Annotated in this window: 1 protein-coding gene; it reads left to right on the top strand. The window is 68.6% G+C overall.

What is annotated here, in order from left to right:
• The coding region (locus KI686_RS16265) for a hypothetical protein (protein WP_237590368.1) at nucleotides 1–306 on the top strand (306 nt) is incomplete at both ends.

Here is a 306-nt window from a genome sequence, read left to right as displayed (position 1 = left end):
GCGGCGATTGTGCGTACGATGGCGTGTGGTCCGAAGACTTCGAGGCCAACGGCGGAGGCGGCGGCTACTCAGACGTCATCTACCCGTTTCCCGGCCCCGGCGGGTCCACCGCCAACGGCCCGGGCGGCGACGCCCAGGATCTGGTCCTCACCGTCTGGGCCAACGACTGGAACTCGGGCGACATCCTCCGTCAAGTTAAGGTGAGCGGCGGGCGTGGAGGATCCGGCGGGGTCGGCGGCGCCGGGGGCGCATTCATTTCCAGCATCGGCACGGACTTCACAACCGGTCCCACAGTTGTCCCCGGCA

The organism is Polaribacter sargassicola (assembly GCF_021991835.1).
GTDB lineage: Bacteria > Bacteroidota > Bacteroidia > Flavobacteriales > Flavobacteriaceae > Polaribacter > Polaribacter sargassicola.
This window is presented reverse-complemented; position numbering and strand designations above follow the sequence as displayed.